Source organism: Pseudomonas sp. KSR10, assembly GCF_022355455.1.
Lineage (GTDB): Bacteria > Pseudomonadota > Gammaproteobacteria > Pseudomonadales > Pseudomonadaceae > Stutzerimonas > Stutzerimonas stutzeri_E.
The window spans coordinates 92,424-107,822 of sequence record NZ_JAKOEN010000025.1; the positions used below are offsets into that span (position 1 = coordinate 92,424).

Here is a 15,399-nt window from a genome sequence, read left to right on the forward strand (position 1 = left end):
CGAAAGCCGCTCTCGAATGAGCGTGCCTGGCTGCGACCCTTACAGTCGTTGGCGACGCCGTAATGCGCTTGGGCTCGCATGGAGAAGTTGGCCGGTAGCTGCCCTTCGAAGGTAAAGCTGTCAGCGGTGAGCGAGGCCATCGAGCTGCAGGCGCTCAGTGCTGTCGCGAGCAAGCAAACGCTGAACCGTTGAGCGAGGATATTTCGCATCCTGTTTAACTCCCTAGAGTTGGGTCAGCTGGATGTCGAAGAGGTAGGGCTGTTTGATGCCCTTGATGGCGAGGTAAATCTGGGTCGCTTGCGTGTGCATGTTGGTTCCGTCCATGGAGGTAGTTCGCCGCTGAAGACTGACGCACTGGGCCGGTCGGCTCAACAGCAGGCGGTCCGCGACATGAATCAATTCACTTAAAGGTTGCTCGCTATGCCCTGGCTGCTTTTTTGTGCGGTGGGCCGCGCATAAAAAACCCCGCACAGGGCGGGGTTCGTTGGGCTAGCTCACAGGCGATCAGAACGCTGGAACTACGGCACCCTGGTACTTCTCGTTGATGAACTGCTTGACCTCGTCGCTGTGCAGGGCCTGGGCCAGCTTTTGCATGGCGGCGCTGTCCTTGTTGTCCGGACGGGCGACCAGGATGTTCACGTAGGGCGAGTCGCTGCCTTCGATGAACAGGGCGTCTTCGGTGGGGTTCAGCTTGGCTTCCAGCGCGTAGTTGGTGTTGATCAGCGCCAGGTCGACCTGGGTCAGCACGCGCGGCAGGGTCGCGGCTTCCAGTTCGCGAATCTTGATGTTCTTCGGGTTCTCGGCGATGTCCTTTGGCGTGGCGGTAATGCCGGCACCTTCCTTCAGGGTGATCACGCCGGCCTTGGCCAGCAGCAGCAACGCACGGCCGCCGTTGGTGGCGTCGTTGGGAATCACCACGGTCGCGCCACTGGGCAGCTCGTCGAGGGACTTTAGCTTGCTCGAATAGGCGCCGAAGGGTTCGATGTGTACGCCAGCGACGCTGACCAGCTCGGTGCCCTTGCCCTTGTTGAATTCATCGAGGTACGGCTGGGGCTGAAAGAAGTTGGCGTCCAGACGTTTCTCGGCCACCTGGATGTTCGGCTGCACGTAGTCAGTGAATACCTTCACTTTCAGATCGACGCCCTGCTCGGCCAGCTGGGGTTTGACGAATTCGAGGATCTCCGCGTGCGGGACGGCGGTTGCGGCAACGTTCAGCTCGTCGGCAGCCTGGGCGGAGAAGGCCGCGACAGCGGCAAAGGCGGCAAGCAGTTTTTTCATGGAAGACTCCTTTTCGATGCGGCGCGCGGGGGCCGGCATCTGTGGTTGAACATAGGTTATCTAGGGCAACTATTTACGGGAAAAATGCGTGACCAGCTTGTCGCCAACGCTCTGCAGCACCTGCACCAGCACCAATAGCAGCACTACGGTGACCACCATGACGTCGGTCTGGAAGCGCTGATAGCCGAAGCGGATGGCCAAATCGCCGAGCCCGCCGGCGCCGACCACGCCGGCCATCGCGGTGTAGGAGACCAGGGTAATGGCCGTCACGGTAATGGCGGCGATGATGCCGGGACGAGCCTCGGGCAGCAATGCGCTGAAGATGATTTGCCGGGTGGTGGCGCCCATCGCCTGTGTCGCCTCGATGATGCCGCGATCGACTTCGCGCAGCGCCGTCTCCACCAACCGTGCGAAGAACGGCGCTGCGCCCACCACCAGCGGCGGGATCGCGCCAGCGACACCCAGCGACGTACCGGTGATCAGCACCGTGAAGGGGATCATCACGATCAGCAGAATGATGAACGGCAGCGAGCGCAGCACGTTGACCACGAACGAGAGGAAGGCATACAGCGGACCGTTCTCGAACAGTTGCCGCGGGCCGGCGAGGAACAGCAACACGCCCAGCGGCAGGCCCAGCAGAATGGTGAAGAGCAGCGAGCCGCCGAGCATCAGCAGGGTGTCCAGCGTGGCCAGCCAGATCTCATACCAGTCGACGTTTGCCAGTAGAGCATCCATCAGCGCAATACCTCCACATGCACGTCTGCGGCATCCAGGCGATCCAGCGCGGCAGCCATGTCGCCGCCGACCAGGGCCAGGGTCAGCTGGCCATAGGGCGTGTCCTTGATGCGGTCGATGCGCCCCGAAAGGATGCTGAAGTCGACCCCGGTTTCCCGCGCGACGGTGCCCAGCAACGGCTTGTAGGTCGCATCGCCCTGGAACGTCAGGCGCAGGATACGGCCGGGTACGTGAGCGAAATCGTCTCGTTGCTCACCTTCGTCGACCGCCTCGTCTTCCAGCACGAAACGCTGGGTGGTGGGGTGCTTGGGATGCAGGAATACCTCGGTGACCGGTCCCTGCTCGACGATTTCGCCGCCATCCATCACCGCGACGCGGTCACAGACACGGCGGATCACGTCCATCTCATGCGTGATCAGCACGATGGTCAGCTTCAGCTCGCGGTTGATTTCCGCCAACAGCTGCAGCACCGAGGCGGTGGTCTGCGGATCCAGCGCGCTGGTGGCCTCGTCGCAGAGCAGGATGTCCGGCTCGGTGGCCAACGCGCGGGCGATACCGACGCGCTGCTTCTGCCCGCCGGAGAGTTGCGCCGGATACTTGCGTGCGTGCTCTTTCAGGCCGACGCGGTCGAGCAGGGCGGCGACGCGGGCGTCGATCTCGCTGCGCGAGCGAATGCCGGCCAGGCGCAGCGGCATGGCGACGTTGTCGGCCACCGTCTTGGACATCAGCAGGTTGAAGTGCTGGAAGATCATGCCGACGCGCTGGCGGAAGCGTCGCAGGCCGTCGGCATCCAGTGCGGTGACGTCTTCTCCACTGACCAGGATGCGGCCGCCGGAGGGCTCTTCCAGGCGATTGATCAGGCGCAACAGGGTGCTCTTGCCGGCGCCGGAATGGCCGATCAGGCCGAACACTTCCCCGGCACCGATTTCCAACTGGGTCGGCTTGAGCGCAGGGATCTCGCGGCTGGCGCCGCGGCCGTTGGTGCTCCGGTAAGTTTTATGGACTTGGTGAAATTCGATCACGGGCGAACCTTGTGGGTGCGGTCGTCAGTGCCGGGATAGTCGGCGAAAGGCGTGCATTCTACGCGTTTGCGGTGCTTCGGCGTAGCGAACCTGCAGACATTGAGACCCGCCAGCACCCCGATAAGCACATCGAAACGCCGCATGACGCAACCTTGAGCGGGTCAAGTGGGTCACTAACCGGTACGCCCGTGAATCGGAGCAGGTATCAGGCCACCTTCAGCATGGCCAGGTTCCTTCGCGGATTAGCCCCTATCGCTCGACCGAGGCCCATGATGACGGACAAGAAAGATCCAAAGCACAGCGAACTGGCCGGTAGCGATACCGTCGATCGCCAGAATCACAACGCCAAGCTCGACGACCTTGGCGCATCCCGCAGCGACGCCACCGGCGAAGCGCTGACAACCAATCAGGGCGTGAAGATCGCCGACAATCAGAACACCCTGAGGGCAGGGGAGCGAGGTCCATCGCTGCTCGAAGACTTCATCATGCGCGAGAAGCTGACGCACTTCGATCACGAGCGCATTCCCGAGCGAATCGTCCATGCTCGCGGGGCCGCGGCGCATGGCGTATTCGTCAGCTACGACGACCACAGCGCGCTGACCAAGGCCTCCTTCCTCGCCGGCAAGGGGAAAGAGACACCGGTGTTCGTGCGTTTCTCTACCGTGCAGGGCTCGCGCGGGTCGGCCGACACCGTGCGCGATGTGCGTGGTTTTGCCACCAAGTTCTACACCGATGAAGGCAACTTCGATCTGGTCGGCAACAACATGCCGGTGTTCTTCATCCAGGACGCGATCAAGTTTCCCGACTTCGTGCATGCGGTCAAACCCGAGCCGCACAACGAGATTCCGCAGGGCCAGTCGGCCCACGACAACTTTTGGGACTTCGTCTCGCTGACGCCCGAATCGGCGCATATGGTGCTGTGGACCATGTCCGACCGTGCCATCCCACGCAGCTATCGGGCGATGGAAGGGTTTGGCGTGCACACTTTCCGTCTGATCAATGCCGAGGGCACCAGTCGCTTCGTCAAGTTCCACTGGAAGCCGGTGGCCGGCGCTTACTCGCTGATCTGGGACGAAACCCTGAAGCTGGCCGGCAAGGATCCGGACTTCAACCGCCGCGACATGTGGGAGTCCATCGAGATGGGCGACTACTTCGAATGGGAGCTGGGCGTGCAGGTGGTTGAAGAGGCCGACGAGCACAAATTCGATTTCGACCTGCTCGATCCGACTAAGATCATTCCCGAGGAGCTGGTGCCGGTGCAAAAGCTCGGCAAGATGACCCTCAACCGCAACCCGGACAACTTCTTTGCCGAGACCGAGCAGGCGGCGTTTCATATCGGCCACATCGTGCCCGGCATCGACTTCACCAATGATCCGCTGCTGCAGGGCCGGCTGTTTTCCTACACCGACACCCAGCTGCTGCGCCTCGGCGGGCCGAACTTCCACGAGATCCCGATCAACCGTTCGATTGCGCCGGTGCACAACAACCAGCGCGATGCTTTCCATCGGCAGACCATCAATAAGGGCCGCGCCAACTACGAGCCCAACTCCATCGACAGCGGCTGGCCGAAGGAAACGCCGCCGGCGGCCAGCGGCGGCGGATTCGAGAGCTACCCCGAGCGCATGGAAGGGCACAAGGTGCGCGTGCGCAGCCCGTCTTTCGGTGATCACTTCTCCCAGGCCACGTTGTTCTGGAACAGCATGAGTGCGCCGGAGAAGGAGCACATCATCGGGGCCTACAGTTTCGAGCTGGGCAAGGTCGAGCGGGTGTTCATTCGCGAGCGCCAGGTCAATGAGATTCTTGCCAACATTGATCTTGAGCTGGCGCGCCGGGTTGCCGAGAACATCGGCGTGACGCCGCCGTCTGCGCCAACCGTGAGCCTCAAGCAGCCGACACCGGCCAGCTCGCCGGCGCTGAGCCTGACCAATCACCTGTCGGGCAACATCAAGTCGCGCAAGGTGGCCATCCTCATCGCCAACGGCGTGGACGGCAAGGCTATCGAGGCGTTCAAGAAGAAGCTGGCGGACGAGGGCGCGCTGGCCAAGCTGATCGGCCCGTCACCCGCGCCGGTGAAGACCGCCGATGGAAAGATGCTCACGCCCGACGCGGCGATGGATGGCATGCCCTCGATCGCCTTCGATGCGGTGTTTATTCCCGGCGGTGCGCAGAGCGTGCAGGCCATGGCCAAGTCCGGCGTGGCCAAGCATTACCTGCTCGAAGCCTACAAGCACCTCAAGCCGATCGCGGTACTGGGCGATGCCCGGCAGTTGCTGGCGGCGCTGAATCTGCCGGAAGACGCTGGTCTGGTGAGTGGTGACGATGGAGATGTCGGCACGGTGTTCAGCGCGTTCGCCCAAGCCTTGGCGCAACATCGGATCTGGGCGCGCGAGCCGCTGGCAGAGCAAGTGCCGGCGTAAGCGTCATTCGACAGAACGGCCCGGCACTCGTGTAGCGACGAGTGCCGGGCTTCCTTATGCCTGTCGTTCAGGTCAACGGGCGAAGGCGTCCGGCTAGGAAAGCTCACGCCAATGCAGGTAACAGCGCAGATCGAATTCGGTCTGTGCGTAGCCGGGCATCATGTGTTCGCAGAGCTTGTAGAAAGCTCGGTTGTGGTCGCTTTCGCGCAGGTGCGCCAGCTCATGGACGACGATCATCTGTAGGAACTCCGGTGAGGCTTCCTTGAACAACGCGGCAACACGGATCTCCTTCTTCGCCTTGAGTTTGCCGCCCTGAACCCGCGATACCGCGGTATGCAGGCCGAGGGCGCGGTGCGTCAGGTCCAAGCGATTGTCATAGAGCACCTTGTCGATACCCGGTGCGCTTTTCAGATGGGTTTGGCGCAATTGCTGGATGTAGCCATACAGCGCCTTGTCGCTTTGCACCTGATGGCGCTGCGGGTAGCGTCTTTCGAGGTAATCCCCCAGCCGACCTTCGGCGATCAACTGACGGACCTGTTGTTGCAAGGCGTCCGGATAGCCTTGCAGATATCGCAGGGAGGCGGTGGGGTTCATGTCTGTGCCGTAAGCGGTGGTCAGTGTCGTGTGGCGGGAACCGTTGAGGACTGTGCGGTCGCCCTCGATTAGATGGACTAACCCGGGCGGCGCCGCCAGGCGAAGCTCAGCAGGAACAGCGCCGCCGCCGACACCACGATCGACGGTCCGGCCGGAGTGTCCTCGTACCATGACAGCGACAGACCCATGCAGACCGCGAGCAGGCCGATCAGACTCGCGCCCAGGGCCATCTGCTCCGGTGTGCGGGCGTGGCGCTGGGCCGCCGCGGCCGGAATGATCAACAGCGAAGTGATCAACAGCACGCCGACGATCTTCATCGCCACGGCGATCACCATGGCGATCAGCAGCATCAGCGCCATCCGTATGGCCGCTACCGGCAGCCCTTCCACTTTTGCCAGTTCTTCATGCACGGTCACCGCCAGCAATGGTCGCCACAACGGGATCAGCGCCAGCAGCACCAACGCGCTGCCGCCGGCGATCCAGGCCAGATCCGTTGGGCCAACCGCCAGCAGGTCGCCGAACAGATAGCCCATCAGGTCGATGCGCACGTCCTGCATGAAGCTCAGCGAGACCAGCCCGAGGGACAGGGTGCTGTGCGCGAGGATGCCCAGCAGCGTGTCCGACGCCAGCGGCTGACGCTGCTGCAGGGTGACCAGCAGAACCGCCAGGAGCACGCAGCAGACGATGACCGCCAGGGTCAGGTTGACCTCCAGCATCAACCCCAGCGCCACGCCGAGCAGCGCGGAATGCGAGAGGGTATCGCCGAAATAGGCCATGCGCCGCCAGACCACGAAGGAGCCGAGCGGGCCGGCCACCAGCGCCAGTGCGAGGCCGGCGAGTAGTGCGTTGAGAAGGAAGTCAGGCATCGGTGATCAGTGCTTGCAATTCGGGCCGTGAATATGGGGTTTGCCAGTGACCACGCTGCCGTGCAGGTCATGGCTGTGGTCGTGTTGGTGGTGATAGACCGCGAGGCTGCGCGCGTCCTGGCCGAACAGTTCGACGAAGGCCGGGTCGGTGCTGACCTGCTCCGGATGGCCCGAGCAGCACACATGACGATTCAGGCAAACCACCTGATCAGTCGCGCTCATCACCAGATGCAGGTCATGGGAAACCATCAGAACGCCGCAGCCGTAACGCTCGCGCAGCCGGCCGATCAGCCGGTAAAGCTCGGCCTGGCCGGCGACATCGACGCCCTGCACCGGCTCGTCCAGCACCAACAGCTCCGGCTGGCGCAGCAGTGCGCGCGCCAGCAGCACCCGTTGCATCTCACCGCCGGAAACGGACTGCAGCGGACTGTCGATCACCTGCTCGGCGCCGACTTCCTTCAGCGCGGCCAAGGCCCCGGCGCGATCCACACCCGGCACCAGACGCAGAAAACGCAGCACCGAGAGCGGCAGGGTCGGGTCGACGTGCAGCTTCTGTGGCATATAGCCGACGCGCAGTTTCGGCTTGCGCCAGACCGTGCCGCTGTCCGGTTTCAGCAAGCCGAGCACGGCGCGTACCAGCGTGGTCTTGCCGGCCCCGTTAGGGCCGATCAGCGTGACGATCTCGCCACGGTGCACCCGTAGTTCAGCGCCTTCCAAGACAGTCTGCTTGGCGAACTGCACATGGATATCATCCAGGCGGATCAACGCCTCGTTCATGCAGTGCTCCGGCACGGCGCACAGAGGCCGACCACTTCCACCGTCTGGCCTTCGACCTGGAAACCCACGCTGCGCGCGGACTGATCGATGGCCTCGCTGATGCTCGGCTGTTCCAGCTCGATGGCCGTATGGCAGTTGCGGCAGATCAGGAACTGGCCCTGATGCGGGTGCTCGGGGTGGTTGCATCCGATGAACGCATTGAGCGAGGCGATGCGGTGCACCAGGCCGTTCTCCAGCAGGAAATCCAATGCTCGATAAACCGTGGGCGGCGCCGCGCGGCGGCCATCCTGGGCCGTCAGTTCGGCAAGGATGTCGTAGGCACCGAGCGGCTTGTGGCTTTGCCAGACCAGCTCCAGTACACGCTTTCGCAGGGCGGTCAGGCGCACACCGGAGCGCTCGCAGAGGAGGTCGGCTTCGGCCAGGGCACTGCTGACGCAGTGGTCATGGTCATGGGGCGTGCAGGCCAGCGGGGACTTGGGCATGAGCGGAGACGAGGTGGCTTAGAGACGTTATTATGTTACCCATTCAGTTCAATCGAGTGTTGCCCGTGTTTCGTCTTTTTTCGATACCGCTTCTAGTGACCGCCAGCCTTTTCAGCAGTGCCCAAGCCCATGCCGAGATCGAGGTGCTGACCAGCATCAAGCCCCTGCAGCTGATCGCCGCTGCCGTTCAGGACGGTGTCGGTAAGCCGGCGGTTTTGCTACCACCGGGCGCTTCGGCCCATCACTATGCCCTGCGACCTTCCGACGTACGGCATGTTCGCAGTGCCGATCTGCTCTACTGGATCGGCCCGGACATGGAGGGCTTTCTGGAGCCGGTGCTGAAAGGGCGCAAAGGCTCGAGCTTAGCCGTCCAGTCGTTGCCGGGCCTGACGCTGCGTCATTTCGGCGACGCGCATGACGCCTCCCACGGCCATGACGAGCATGCGGGTCACGACGAGCACGATGAGCATGCGCACGAGTCACAGGACGCGCACGAGAGCCACGACGAACCTGCAACGGCGGATCACCACGAGCATGATCACGCGCACCGTCCGGGCAGTCTCGATGCCCACCTCTGGCTGCTGCCGGCCAACGCCGAGGTCATCGCCGTGCGAATGGCTGCCGACCTGGCGGCTGTCGATCCGGCCAATGCGCCGCGCTATCAGGCGAATCTCGAGGCGTTCAGGCAGCGTCTGGGTGAGCTCGACAAGCGTCTGCAGGCGCGGCTGAGCAGCATCGGCAATAAACCCTTCTTTGTATTCCACGAGGCTTACGACTATTTCGAGGCGGCTTACGGCCTCGAGCACACCGGTGTGTTCAGCGCCGGTGGCGAGGCCCAACCCGGAGCGCGTCACGTGGCGGAGATGCGCCAGCGTCTCGAACAGGCCGGCCCCAGCTGCGTGTTCCACGAACCACCGGCCCGTCCGCGTCTGGCTAGCGCCCTGGTCCGCGGTCTGCCGGCAAAAGTGGCCGAGCTGGATGCCATGGGCCATGGTATCGATGCTAATGCTGACGGCTATGCGAGGTTGATCGAAAACCTCGGAACTTCGCTCGCCGAATGCGTGGAATCGCTCTAGCGCGTCGATGTGACGCCGATGCGCTTGGCTGCGTTGAGGCGAGTCCGCCATCGCCGCGCAGCTTCCGTACGTCGATGGAGTTGACTGGGATCAGGTGTTCTTTCCCGCTACCTGGCATAAGCTTCTTGCTTCGGTTTTTCATCATCGACACGAGGATGCGTAGCGCATGGCGAAGACGGACGGGCCCATCGCGGCACAAAGCAAGACCACTTCCAGCATCGCCTTGCAGGTGGCCTCCGAAGATATCTGGGCGCAGAAGTACCGCCTGACCCGCAAGGATGGCAGCCCGGTCGACGACAGCGTCGATGCCACATGGCAGCGGGTGGCGCGGGCGTTGGCCGACGTTGAGCCGGCCGAGCAGCGTGAACACTGGTACGAGCGCTTTCTTTGGGCGCTGCGCAACGGCGCGATTCCCGCCGGACGTATCATTTCCAACGCTGGCGCGCAGGACTACAAACCCGCCACCTCGACCATCAACTGCACCGTCTCCGGCACCATCAGCGATTCGATGGACGACATCCTCGGCAAGGTTCACGAGGCCGGACTGACGCTCAAGGCCGGTTGCGGCATCGGCTACGAGTTCAGCACGCTGCGCCCGCGCGGCTCATTCGTTTCCGGGGCCGGCGCACATACCAGCGGGCCGTTGTCGTTCATGGATATCTTCGACAAGATGTGCTTCACCGTCAGCTCCGCCGGCGGTCGGCGCGGCGCGCAGATGGGTACCTTCGATGTCGGCCATCCGGACGTGCGCGAATTCATCCGCGCCAAGCGTGAGGACGGTCGGCTGCGCCAGTTCAACCTGAGTCTGCTGATCACCGATGAGTTCATGCAGGCGGTAGACAGCGATGCCGACTGGCCGCTGATCTTCCCGCTGCACCTCAAGGAAAAGGCCGAGCTGGACCTCGAAGACTCAGAGCAGGTGGTCTGGCGCGAGTGGCCGAGCCACGACGGCTACGTCGTGCGCGATGATGGTCTGGTGGCCTGCAAGATCTACGGGCGTGTCAAGGCGCGGCACCTGTGGGACATGATCATGGTGTCCACCTACGACTACGCCGAGCCGGGCTTCATTCTCATCGACCGGGTCAACCAGCTGAACAACAACTGGTGGTGCGAAGCGATCCGCGCCACCAACCCCTGCGGCGAGCAACCGCTGCCGCCCTATGGCTCCTGCCTGCTGGGCTCGATCAACCTGACTCATTTCGTCATCGATCCGTTCGGCGTCGATGCACGCTTCGACTGGGACAAGTATCGCGAAGTGGTGCGCCTGTTCACCCGCATGCTGGACAACGTCGTGGAAATCAATGGACTGCCGCTGGAACAGCAGCGCCATGAGATCGAAAGCAAGCGTCGTCATGGTATGGGCTTCCTCGGCCTCGGCTCGACCCTGACCCTGCTCAAGTTGCGCTACGGCAGTCCGGAAGCTTGCGTGTTCACCGAAGAAGTCGCGCGTGAAATGGCGTTGGTTGGTTGGGAACAGGCGCTGGAACTGTCGAAAGAGAAGGGCCCGGCGCCGCTGTTGACTGAGACCTTCGACGTGACCGCCGAGATGCTGCGCAAGCGCCCGGAAATGAAAAAGGACGGCTTCAAGGTCGGTGACCAGGTACCGGGCCGCGTCCTGCATGCGCGGTACTCGCGCTACATGCAGAAGATCGCCGAATACGCGCCCGAGCTGATCGAGGCACTGGCCGAGCAGGGCGCGCGCTTCACCCATCACAGTTCCATCGCGCCCACCGGTACCATCAGCCTGAGCTTGGCCAACAACGCCTCCAACGGTATCGAGCCGAGCTTCGCCCACCACTATTCACGCAACCTGATCCGCGCCGGTCGCAAGGCCAAGGAAAAGATCGAGGTGTTCAGCTACGAGCTGCTGGCCTACCGCACGCTGATCAATCCCAAGGCGCAGCCAGGCTCCGGTGATCCGGCGCAGCAGCTGCCCGACTACTTCATCACCGCCGACGACATCACCCCGACGCAGCACGTCGATATTCAGGCCGCAGCGCAGAAATGGGTCGACTCGTCGATTTCCAAGACCGCCAACGTACCCACCGACTACCCCTTCGAGGCGTTCAAGGACATCTACCGCTATGCCTGGCGTCAGGGGCTCAAGGGCTGCACCACCTTTCGCTTCAATCCGGCCGCTTTTCAGGGGGTGCTGGTCAAGGAGGCCGATCTGGAGAAGACCCTGTACCGCTTCGTGCTCGAAGATGGCAGCGTGGTCGAGCTCAAGGGCAACGAGGAAGTCGAGTACGACGGAGAAGTGAACACCGCGGCCAACCTGTTCGATGCCTTGAAAGAAGGCTATTACGGTAAGTACTGAGCCATTGATAGTCGGACGGCGCGCGCCGCCCGGATGGAGAATTCGCAATGACCGTCAAGATCACCCAGCGCATCAAGGGCTTCAAGGTTGTCGACGAAACCCTCGAGCGCCCCGTTGCAACGCCAGACAGCAGTACCGGCACGCCCAGCAAGGCCACCGTGGTGGAAATGGACGAAAGTCTGCAACGCCCGGAAACGCTGGTTGGCATGACCTACAAGATCAAATCGCCGCTGTTCGAGCATGCGCTCTACGTCACCGTGAACGACGTCGTGCTCAACGCCGGCACGCCCCATGAGCAGCGCCGGCCGTTCGAGATTTTCATCAATTCGAAGAACATGGACCATTTCCAGTGGATCGTCGCGCTCACACGGATCATGTCCGCGGTGTTCCGCAAGGGCGGTGACTGCACTTTCCTGGTCGAGGAGCTGAAAGCCGTGTTCGACCCGCGCGGTGGCTACCTGAAGAAGGGCGGTGTCTACATGCCGTCGATCGTCGCCGAGATCGGCGGCGTACTGGAGCGTCACCTGATTGCCATCGGCATGCTCGAAGGCCACGCGCTGGACGAAACCCAGCTCAAGTACTTGGCCGAGAAGCGCGCGGCTTACGAAGCCAGCCAGGGCGCGGTGGCCGTAGAGCCGGGGGAAGGCTTCCCGGCGGGTGCGCAGCTGTGCAACAAATGCAACACCCAGGCCGTGGTGCAGATGGATGGCTGCGCCACCTGTCTGAACTGCGGCAATTCGAAGTGCGGCTGAACGGTTACTGTGCCGCTGCCAGCCGGCTGACGGCGCGAACCGTCCACCGGCCCGCCCAGTTCAGGTCACTACCCGGTAGCACGGCTCGTATGGGCGGCCACCGGGCAACTTCATCCGGTGTTGCAGGACGAAGGCCTGCAACAGCTCATCCAGTGGTTTCATGATCGCCGGATCGCCATGGATCTCATAGCGGCCGAACTGCTCGATGCGGCGGATGCCATTTCTTTGACGTTTCCTGCGACGATTCCGGAAAACGCCCGGCGCAGGTTCGCTGCCAGTTCATGCGGTGGTACGTCTCGGGTCAGCTGCAGGCTGGCCATGTTTTCATGGGTCGGGTCGAAGGGACGTTGGAAGCCTTCCTCGATCTTCAGCAGCCAGTTGAAGTGGAATGCATCGTTGCGTTCGCGGCGGAACTGTTTGACTGTTTTCAACCCCTCGACCATCTGACGAGCCACTTCGGCGGGGTCGTCGATGACGATCTGATAGTGGCGCTGGGCCTCCTCTCCGAGGGTCGCACCGACGAAATCACGCAACTGTTGCAGATAGGGCGCCGCGCTTTCCGGGCCGGTGAGGATGACCGGGAAGGGCACCTCACGGTTGTCCGGGTGCAACAGAATGCCCAGCAGATAGAGGAATTCTTCCGCCGTGCCGACGCCGCCGGGAAAGATGATGATGCCGTGCCCGACACGGACGAAGGCTTCCAGACGCTTTTCGATGTCCGGCAGGATCACCAGCTCATTGACGATCGGGTTCGGCGCCTCGGCGGCGATGATGCCCGGTTCGGTCAGCCCCAGGTATCGGCCAGCCAGAATGCGTTGTTTGGCATGGGCAATGGTCGCGCCCTTCATCGGGCCTTTCATGACCCCCGGGCCGCAGCCGGTGCAGACGTTCAGATTGCGCAGCCCCAGCTCATGGCCGACACGCTTGCTGTACTTGTATTCCTCGGTGCTGATCGAGTGCCCGCCCCAACACACCACCATGTTCGGCTCGACGCCCGGGCGCAGCGTGCGGGCGTTGCGTAGCAGGTGAAAAACGTAATCGGTGATGCCCTGGGAGCTGCTCAGGTCGATACGTTGGCTGCCGAGCTCGCTTTCCGTGTACACGATGTCGCGCAGCGCACTGAAGAGCATTTCGCGGGTACTGGCGATCATCTCGCCATCGACGAAGGCATCGGCGGGCGCGTTGAGCAGTTCCAGGCGGACGCCGCGATCCTGCTGGTGGATGCGCACTTCGAAGTCGTCATAGGCCTCGAGGATGGTTTTGGCGTTATCGATACGCGCGCCGGTGTTGAGGATGGCCAGGGCGCACTGGCGGAACAGGGCGTAGGTGGTGCCGGAACTGGCTTCGCTCAGTTGTTGGACTTCCCGTTGCGACAGCGTTTCCAGACTGCCTTTGGGGCTTACCGAGGCATTGATTACGTAGCGTGAGGTCATTCGTTCTGTTCCCTGAAAACAATGCCACCGAGCCAGGCAGGTCAGGCGCATCAGGATGTGACGTGTCCGGGTTGGGCCCGGAGCGCGTAGTTATTCTGGTTCGACAGCGCGACGCCAGTGTTGATCGAAAGTCTACATCCGCAGGCTGGGGCGAAAGCCGGTCATGTTACTTCGGCCGCGTCGACGAGCATGGGGACTTCTTGACGTCAGGGATATGGAAATGTTCCTTGCCCCTGCATGGCGAGCGCCGCTGCCGAAGACTACGACCGCAAACGGCGTCGTTCGTCTTCGCTCGAGCGGGATGCTTGAACTGTACCGTACTCGGGCGTCGCGCGGCGCTCTGCCCGGCGGAACCCTCTAGAGTGCGAACGGCAATACGCTGTGGCACTGCTGGCGGGCAGCGAGCAGATGGCGAAATTCGTCAGGGTCCTTGATCAACACGGGCTGCCCGGCGAAGTTCTGTGCGGCGATCAGACGCGAAAGCCAAAAGCGCACGCAGGCCACGCGCAGCATCGGTTTCCATAACTCGGCTTCGGCCGGGGTGAACCGGCGCAGGCTGGAGTAGGCGGCCAACAGCGCCTGGCTGCGCTCCTCGTCGAGTTCACCGTTGGGATGTGAGCACCAGTCGTTCACCGTGATGGCGATGTCATAGAGCATCGGACCGGCGCAAGCATTGTAGAAGTCGATCACGCCGCTCAGGTGATTGCCCTCGAACAGTACGTTGTCGCGGAACAAGTCGGCGTGCAGGTTGGCGCGGGGCAGGGCGAGGATCTTCGGTTTCAGCTCGGCGATTTCCGCCAGACCGTCGCGCAGCAGCGGCAGTTGCTCCTCGGGCAGGGTCATGGCGAGGCTGGGGCCCTCTGCTTGCATCCAGTCCAGGCCGCGGTCGCTGCGACGTTCGATGATCTGCTCGCGGGTGGCCAAATGCAGTCGCGCCAGCAGCCGACCGACTTCGGCGCAGTGGTGCGCGTTGGGCGCGGTGACATGCTTGCCCGGCAGCCGCGGCTGCAGCATCGCCGGCTTCTCCGCCAGGCTGCGCAGGGCTTCGCCGCGTGCCGTGCGCAATGCGTAAGGCACCGGCAGGCGTGCCCGATGCAGCACGTCGAGTAGTTCGATGAAGAACGGCAAATCCTGGGTTGGGCCGCGTTCGACCAGGGTCAGGACATATTCACCCTGTTCCAGGCTAACGAAGAAATTGCTGTTCTCGCTGCCCGCGGCGATGCCCTCGAAGTCGCGCAGGCGCCCGAGTTGATAAGGCGCCAGAAAGACTTCCAGCTCTTCGCGTTGCAGCGGAGTGAATACCGACATGAATGGCCTTCCGTTAAACGTCTTTGCAGCGTTACCAGCTGAATATTTCCCAAGCGGGGATCAGCATATCCGGCTTGTCGGCGCGGATGAAATTGCTGTCGCCATCGGCGCGTACCAAGAAGTACGGCTTGCCGGTCTTGGGGATGATCTTCACAGCATAGAGGAAGCCGTTGACCCGATATTCCTCGACGGTCCGCTCACCTTCCTGGCGAATGGTCACATCGGGCTCGCCCTCGACGGGCTCCTGGGCGAAGCCGGTCAGCGGCATGAACGCCAACAGGCTGGCCAGCATCAGAGGTTTGATCGCGCGCATGATAACCTTGCCCTTTGTCGTCAAGTGGT

14 protein-coding genes and 2 pseudogenes are annotated in these 15,399 nt (G+C 62.7%); 4 read left to right on the plus strand and 12 right to left on the minus strand.

Features of this window, described 5'->3' with window-relative positions:
* From MCB86_RS22445 to MCB86_RS22465, 5 genes and pseudogenes are all read right to left on the minus strand, one after another.
* A pseudogene (locus MCB86_RS22445) lies at positions 1 to 209 on the minus strand (hypothetical protein); the annotation flags it as partial.
* A 295-nt stretch (positions 210 to 504) separates the two neighbouring features.
* The gene (locus MCB86_RS22450; RefSeq protein WP_239612204.1) at positions 505 to 1,278 is read right to left on the minus strand and encodes a MetQ/NlpA family ABC transporter substrate-binding protein; all 774 of its coding nucleotides are present in this window, start codon (positions 1,276 to 1,278) and stop codon (positions 505 to 507) included.
* 69 nt (positions 1,279 to 1,347) lie between these two features.
* Complete coding sequence (locus MCB86_RS22455) at positions 1,348 to 2,013, minus strand: methionine ABC transporter permease (RefSeq protein WP_045160072.1); 666 nt, start codon at positions 2,011 to 2,013, stop codon at positions 1,348 to 1,350.
* Entirely contained in the window at positions 2,013 to 3,035 is a 1,023-nt protein-coding gene (locus MCB86_RS23055; protein WP_239612205.1) for a methionine ABC transporter ATP-binding protein, read from the minus strand. The genes MCB86_RS22455 and MCB86_RS23055 overlap by 1 nt, the downstream gene beginning before the upstream one ends.
* Complete coding sequence (locus MCB86_RS22465; protein WP_155397578.1) at positions 3,032 to 3,178, minus strand: hypothetical protein; 147 nt, start codon at positions 3,176 to 3,178, stop codon at positions 3,032 to 3,034. Before MCB86_RS22465 ends, MCB86_RS23055 begins: the two co-directional genes overlap by 4 nt.
* Positions 3,179 to 3,256: 78 nt before the next feature.
* Here MCB86_RS22465 and katE point away from each other — a divergent pair, with 78 nt between their 5' ends.
* Positions 3,257 to 5,452 carry a catalase HPII gene (katE, locus tag MCB86_RS22470; protein WP_275589598.1) on the plus strand — a complete coding sequence of 732 codons (2,196 nt, stop codon included), beginning with the start codon at positions 3,257 to 3,259 and terminating at the stop codon, positions 5,450 to 5,452.
* 93 nt (positions 5,453 to 5,545) lie between these two features.
* On the opposite strand, the gene MCB86_RS22475 is transcribed toward katE, so the two are convergent.
* The 4 genes from MCB86_RS22475 to zur form a co-directional block, all read right to left on the minus strand.
* On the minus strand, positions 5,546 to 6,046 hold the full coding sequence (locus MCB86_RS22475) for a M48 family metallopeptidase (RefSeq protein WP_239612207.1): 501 nt from the start codon (positions 6,044 to 6,046) through the stop codon (positions 5,546 to 5,548).
* Positions 6,047 to 6,123: 77 nt separating this feature from the next.
* Positions 6,124 to 6,912, minus strand: coding sequence for a zinc ABC transporter permease subunit ZnuB (gene znuB / locus MCB86_RS22480; RefSeq protein ID WP_045160076.1), 789 nt, complete (start codon positions 6,910 to 6,912; stop codon positions 6,124 to 6,126).
* A gap of 6 nt (positions 6,913 to 6,918) precedes the next feature.
* The gene (gene znuC, locus MCB86_RS22485) at positions 6,919 to 7,689 is read right to left on the minus strand and encodes a zinc ABC transporter ATP-binding protein ZnuC (protein ID WP_239612208.1); all 771 of its coding nucleotides are present in this window, start codon (positions 7,687 to 7,689) and stop codon (positions 6,919 to 6,921) included.
* A complete protein-coding gene (zur, locus tag MCB86_RS22490) occupies positions 7,686 to 8,171 on the minus strand; it encodes a zinc uptake transcriptional repressor Zur (protein WP_045160078.1) in 486 nt (161 codons plus the stop codon). The genes znuC and zur overlap by 4 nt, the downstream gene beginning before the upstream one ends.
* 65 nt (positions 8,172 to 8,236) lie before the next feature.
* On the opposite strand from zur, the gene MCB86_RS22495 reads away from it, so the two are divergent.
* From MCB86_RS22495 to MCB86_RS22505, 3 genes are all read left to right on the plus strand, one after another.
* Positions 8,237 to 9,247 (plus strand): zinc ABC transporter substrate-binding protein, encoded by a 1,011-nt coding sequence (locus MCB86_RS22495; RefSeq protein WP_239612209.1) that lies wholly within the window; start codon positions 8,237 to 8,239, stop codon positions 9,245 to 9,247.
* A gap of 166 nt (positions 9,248 to 9,413) precedes the next feature.
* Entirely contained in the window at positions 9,414 to 11,564 is a 2,151-nt protein-coding gene (locus MCB86_RS22500) for an adenosylcobalamin-dependent ribonucleoside-diphosphate reductase (protein WP_239612210.1), read from the plus strand.
* A gap of 47 nt (positions 11,565 to 11,611) precedes the next feature.
* Entirely contained in the window at positions 11,612 to 12,316 is a 705-nt protein-coding gene (locus MCB86_RS22505) for an NrdJb (protein WP_045160080.1), read from the plus strand.
* Positions 12,317 to 12,376: 60 nt separating this feature from the next.
* On the opposite strand, the pseudogene ppnN reads toward MCB86_RS22505, so the two are convergent.
* The 3 genes and pseudogenes from ppnN to MCB86_RS22520 form a co-directional block, all read right to left on the minus strand.
* Positions 12,377 to 13,749 (minus strand): annotated as a pseudogene (ppnN, locus tag MCB86_RS22510) (nucleotide 5'-monophosphate nucleosidase PpnN).
* Positions 13,750 to 14,106: 357 nt separating this feature from the next.
* Positions 14,107 to 15,057: a homoserine kinase gene (locus MCB86_RS22515; RefSeq protein ID WP_239612211.1), complete on the minus strand. Its 951-nt coding sequence runs from the start codon at positions 15,055 to 15,057 to the stop codon at positions 14,107 to 14,109.
* Between the two features lie 31 nt (positions 15,058 to 15,088).
* The gene (locus tag MCB86_RS22520; protein WP_045160083.1) at positions 15,089 to 15,370 is read right to left on the minus strand and encodes a DUF2782 domain-containing protein; all 282 of its coding nucleotides are present in this window, start codon (positions 15,368 to 15,370) and stop codon (positions 15,089 to 15,091) included.
* Positions 15,371 to 15,399: the final 29 nt, after the last annotated feature.